The sequence below is a fragment of the Paraburkholderia sp. Cy-641 genome, from assembly GCF_011752945.1.
GTDB lineage: Bacteria > Pseudomonadota > Gammaproteobacteria > Burkholderiales > Burkholderiaceae > Paraburkholderia.
This window is the reverse complement of record NZ_VWWM01000121.1, coordinates 1-5,655: the sequence shown is the minus strand read 5'-3', so window position 1 is coordinate 5,655 and position 5,655 is coordinate 1. Positions and strand designations below refer to the sequence as shown.

Sequence of the window (5,655 nt, the reverse complement as noted above, 5' to 3'; positions counted from 1 at the left end):
CATAATCTCGTTTCTCTGCTGCAGACGCAGCGACGCAAACGAAGCGGTGCCGGGTGGTTTGGGTGCTGTGAGTTTGTGGACTGATCTTTAAAAACCAACAGCCGATAAGTGTGGGCGCTTGATGCGGGGTGCGGACCTGATCTTCGGATCGGGTCAAGGCAAAAGTATCAAGAGTCTCACACAGTAAAGAGGAAGGTTTGCCTGTTGAGAGACAGGTTAATCATCGTCAGTACGTTGAGTGAGCGACCGGTTCAGAGATGAACCGAAAACAGTAACAGGTTTGAACTGAAGAGTTTGATCCTGGCTCAGATTGAACGCTGGCGGCATGCCTTACACATGCAAGTCGGACGGCAGCGCGGGCTTCGGCCTGGCGGCGAGTGGCGAACGGGTGAGTAATACATCGGAACGTGTCCTGGAGTGGGGGATAGCCCGGCGAAAGCCGGATTAATACCGCATACGCTCGGGAGAGGAAAGCGGGGGCTCGCAAGACCTCGCGCTCAAGGGGCGGCCGATGGCAGATTAGGTAGTTGGTGGGGTAAAGGCCTACCAAGCCGACGATCTGTAGCTGGTCTGAGAGGACGACCAGCCACACTGGGACTGAGACACGGCCCAGACTCCTACGGGAGGCAGCAGTGGGGAATTTTGGACAATGGGGGCAACCCTGATCCAGCAATGCCGCGTGTGTGAAGAAGGCCTTCGGGTTGTAAAGCACTTTTGTCCGGGAAGAAAGCCCTTTCGATAATACCGGAGGGGGATGACGGTACTGGAAGAATAAGCACCGGCTAACTACGTGCCAGCAGCCGCGGTAATACGTAGGGTGCGAGCGTTAATCGGAATTACTGGGCGTAAAGCGTGCGCAGGCGGTGCTGTAAGACCGATGTGAAATCCCCGGGCTTAACCTGGGAACTGCATTGGTGACTGCAGCGCTGGAGTATGGCAGAGGGGGGTGGAATTCCACGTGTAGCAGTGAAATGCGTAGAGATGTGGAGGAACACCGATGGCGAAGGCAGCCCCCTGGGCCAATACTGACGCTCATGCACGAAAGCGTGGGGAGCAAACAGGATTAGATACCCTGGTAGTCCACGCCCTAAACGATGTCAACTGGTTGTCGGGCCTTCATTGGCTTGGTAACGTAGCTAACGCGTGAAGTTGACCGCCTGGGGAGTACGGTCGCAAGATTAAAACTCAAAGGAATTGACGGGGACCCGCACAAGCGGTGGATGATGTGGATTAATTCGATGCAACGCGAAAAACCTTACCTACCCTTGACATGGATGGAAGCCTGATGAGAGTTGGGTGTGCCCGAAAGGGAGCCATCACACAGGTGCTGCATGGCTGTCGTCAGCTCGTGTCGTGAGATGTTGGGTTAAGTCCCGCAACGAGCGCAACCCTTGTCCCTAGTTGCTACGCAAGAGCACTCCAGGGAGACTGCCGGTGACAAACCGGAGGAAGGTGGGGATGACGTCAAGTCCTCATGGCCCTTATGGGTAGGGCTTCACACGTCATACAATGGTCGGAACAGAGGGTTGCCAAGCCGCGAGGTGGAGCCAATCCCAGAAAACCGATCGTAGTCCGGATCGCACTCTGCAACTCGAGTGCGTGAAGCTGGAATCGCTAGTAATCGCGGATCAGCATGCCGCGGTGAATACGTTCCCGGGTCTTGTACACACCGCCCGTCACACCATGGGAGTGGGTTTCACCAGAAGTAGGTAGCCTAACCGCAAGGAGGGCGCTTACCACGGTGGGATTCATGACTGGGGTGAAGTCGTAACAAGGTAGCCGTATCGGAAGGTGCGGCTGGATCACCTCCTTTCCAGAGCTAGCATCTCTATCAAGTGCTCACGCTTATCGGCTGTGGTTAGCAGAAGAAACGCAGACAGACGCAGGGGTCTGTAGCTCAGTCGGTTAGAGCACCGTCTTGATAAGGCGGGGGTCGATGGTTCGAATCCATCCAGACCCACCATCTTTGTCTGTGGTGCTGACAGATCTCTGGGTGCGGGCAGATAGTCGTATCTGTAGTATGACTGGGGGATTAGCTCAGCTGGGAGAGCACCTGCTTTGCAAGCAGGGGGTCGTCGGTTCGATCCCGTCATCCTCCACCAATCTTCAATGCGCAGGGTTCTGCACGAGTGCAGAGCGTTGCGCATTGGCGATTGAGCCAGTCAGAGCGATGTGAGGCAACTCGCAATCGGCTGTCGTTCTTTAACAATCAGGAAGAAGTAGTAAAGAGATTCACGAAAGCGTACTTAGAGATGGGTAGGCGAGTAGGTGAATCAGGGTTGTGATTGTATCGATGTATTTTAAGGGCGATCGGAAGGTCGTCTTGGAATACGGCGCAACACGAATACTCAACCTGTAGCGGGTGAGTCTCGCGAAGAGACATACCTGTTATAGGGTCAAGCGAACAAGTGCATGTGGTGGATGCCTTGGCGATCACAGGCGATGAAGGACGCGGTAGCCTGCGAAAAGCTCCGGGGAGCTGGCAAACAAGCTTTGATCCGGAGATGTCCGAATGGGGAAACCCACTCCTAATGGAGTATCCATGACTGAATACATAGGTCATGTGAAGCGAACGCGGTGAACTGAAACATCTAAGTAACCGCAGGAAAAGAAATCAACCGAGATTCCCAAAGTAGTGGCGAGCGAAATGGGATCAGCCTGTACTCTTTATCTGTACTGTTAGTCGAATGCTCTGGAAAGTGCGGCCATAGCGGGTGATAGCCCCGTAGACGAAAACAGCATGGAAGAACTGGGTGTACGACAAGTAGGGCGGGACACGTGAAATCCTGTCTGAAGATGGGGGGACCATCCTCCAAGGCTAAATACTCGTGATCGACCGATAGTGAACCAGTACCGTGAGGGAAAGGCGAAAAGAACCCCGGGAGGGGAGTGAAACAGATCCTGAAACCGCATGCATACAAACAGTCGGAGCCTCTTCGGGGGTGACGGCGTACCTTTTGTATAATGGGTCAGCGACTTACATTCAGTGGCGAGCTTAACCGATTAGGGCAGGCGTAGCGAAAGCGAGTCCGAACAGGGCGATTAGTCGCTGGGTGTAGACCCGAAACCAGGTGATCTATCCATGGCCAGGTTGAAGGCACGGTAACACGTGCTGGAGGACCGAACCCACTAACGTTGAAAAGTTAGGGGATGAGCTGTGGATAGGGGTGAAAGGCTAAACAAACCTGGAAATAGCTGGTTCTCTCCGAAAACTATTTAGGTAGTGCCTCGTGTATCACCTTCGGGGGTAGAGCACTGTCATGGTTGTGGGGTCCATTGCGGATTACTTCGCCATAGCAAACTCCGAATACCGAAGAGTGCAATCACGGGAGACAGACATCGGGTGCTAACGTCCGGTGTCAAGAGGGAAACAACCCAGACCGCCAGCTAAGGTCCCCAAATATGGCTAAGTGGGAAACGAAGTGGGAAGGCTAAAACAGTCAGGAGGTTGGCTTAGAAGCAGCCACCCTTTAAAGAAAGCGTAATAGCTCACTGATCGAGTCGTCCTGCGCGGAAGATGTAACGGGGCTAAGCCATATACCGAAGCTGCGGATGCACATTGATGTGCATGGTAGGAGAGCGTTCCGTAAGCCTGCGAAGGTGCACTGGAAAGTGTGCTGGAGGTATCGGAAGTGCGAATGCTGACATGAGTAGCGATAAAGGGGGTGAAAGGCCCCCTCGCCGTAAGCCCAAGGTTTCCTACGCAACGTTCATCGGCGTAGGGTGAGTCGGCCCCTAAGGCGAGGCAGAAATGCGTAGCTGATGGGAAGCAGGTTAATATTCCTGCACCATTGTTAAATGCGATGGGGGGACGGATCGCGGAAGGTTGTCCGGGTGTTGGAAGTCCCGGTCCTTGCATTGGAGAAGGCGCTTTGGCAAATCCGGGCGCGGAATTCAAGGGTGCGAGGCCATTCACTTCGGTGAAGAAGCAATCGGAAGTGGTTCCAAGAAAAGCCTCTAAGCTTCAGTTTAACAAGACCGTACCGCAAACCGACACAGGTGGGCGAGATGAGTATTCTAAGGCGCTTGAGAGAACCCGGGAGAAGGAACTCGGCAAACTGGTACCGTAACTTCGGGATAAGGTACGCCCCTGTAGCTTGACTGGCTTGCGCCAGAAGGGTGAAGGGGTTGCAATAAACTGGTGGCTGCGACTGTTTAATAAAAACACAGCACTCTGCAAACACGAAAGTGGACGTATAGGGTGTGACGCCTGCCCGGTGCCGGAAGATTAAATGATGGGGTGCAAGCTCCTGATTGAAGTCCCGGTAAACGGCGGCCGTAACTATAACGGTCCTAAGGTAGCGAAATTCCTTGTCGGGTAAGTTCCGACCTGCACGAATGGCGTAACGATGGCCACACTGTCTCCTCCCGGGACTCAGCGAAGTTGAAGTGTTTGTGATGATGCAATCTCCCCGCGGCTAGACGGAAAGACCCCATGAACCTTTACTGTAGCTTTGCATTGGACTTTGAACCGGTCTGTGTAGGATAGGTGGGAGGCTGTGAAGCGGGAACGCCAGTTTCCGTGGAGCCGTCCTTGAAATACCACCCTGATCTGTTTGAGGTTCTAACCTTGGCCCGTAATCCGGGTTGGGGACAGTGCATGGTAGGCAGTTTGACTGGGGCGGTCTCCTCCCAAAGTGTAACGGAGGAGTACGAAGGTACGCTAGGTACGGTCGGAAATCGTGCTGATAGTGCAATGGCATAAGCGTGCTTGACTGTGAGACTGACAAGTCGAACAGGTGCGAAAGCAGGTCATAGTGATCCGGTGGTTCTGTATGGAAGGGCCATCGCTCAACGGATAAAAGGTACTCTGGGGATAACAGGCTGATACCGCCCAAGAGTTCATATCGACGGCGGTGTTTGGCACCTCGATGTCGGCTCATCTCATCCTGGGGCTGTAGCCGGTCCCAAGGGTATGGCTGTTCGCCATTTAAAGAGGTACGTGAGCTGGGTTTAAAACGTCGTGAGACAGTTTGGTCCCTATCTGCCGTGGGCGCTGGATATTTGAAGGGGGCTGCTCCTAGTACGAGAGGACCGGAGTGGACGAACCTCTGGTGTACCGGTTGTCACGCCAGTGGCATCGCCGGGTAGCTATGTTCGGAAGAGATAACCGCTGAAAGCATCTAAGCGGGAAACTCGCCTTAAGATGAGATATCCCCGGGGCTTCGAGCCCCTTGAAGGGTCGTTCAAGACCAGGACGTTGATAGGTCAGGTGTGCACGTGCAGTAATGCACTGAGCTAACTGATACTAATTGCCCGTAAGGCTTGATCCTATAACAGGTGTGTCTCGACAACCGTTAGTGCTTCAGCTGCCGGCGGGCGTGAGTGCTTCAGCACTTGCGCCGGGCCCATGCAAAGCGCTTGCGGGTGTCCGATCCCCGAAGAAGGGGATACGCTGGAACTCCAGAAGGAGTGACCAGAACACGCGGTTGAGTGATCGATGTTGTGCCAGAAACAACACAACTCCCACACGAATCCTTTACGCTTCTTCCCGATTGGCTGTGGCGCGAAAACCCGCGACGCAGCAACCCGTCATGCCTGATGACCATAGCGAGTCGGTCCCACCCCTTCCCATCCCGAACAGGACCGTGAAACGACTCCACGCCGATGATAGTGCGGATTGCCCGTGTGAAAGTAGGTAATCGTCAGGCTCCT

At 54.2% G+C, this 5,655-nt stretch carries 2 tRNA genes and 3 rRNA genes; all 5 read left to right on the top strand.

Going from position 1 to position 5,655, the window contains the following annotated elements:
* The first annotated feature begins 282 nt into the window (after positions 1–282).
* The 5 genes from F3J20_RS31540 to rrf all read left to right on the top strand — a co-directional run bounded on the left by F3J20_RS31540 (position 283) and on the right by rrf (position 5,651).
* Positions 283–1,813 (top strand): 16S ribosomal RNA (locus tag F3J20_RS31540).
* Positions 1,814–1,886: 73 nt separating this feature from the next.
* Positions 1,887–1,963, top strand: a tRNA-Ile gene (locus tag F3J20_RS31535).
* Positions 1,964–2,026: 63 nt separating this feature from the next.
* Positions 2,027–2,102 (top strand) — tRNA-Ala (locus F3J20_RS31530).
* A gap of 292 nt (positions 2,103–2,394) precedes the next feature.
* Positions 2,395–5,273: ribosomal RNA gene (locus F3J20_RS31525) — 23S ribosomal RNA — on the top strand.
* A gap of 264 nt (positions 5,274–5,537) precedes the next feature.
* Positions 5,538–5,651: ribosomal RNA gene (gene rrf, locus F3J20_RS31520) — 5S ribosomal RNA — on the top strand.
* Together the 16S, 23S and 5S rRNA genes with 2 tRNA genes alongside form the textbook arrangement of a ribosomal RNA operon.
* Positions 5,652–5,655 lie beyond the last annotated feature (4 nt).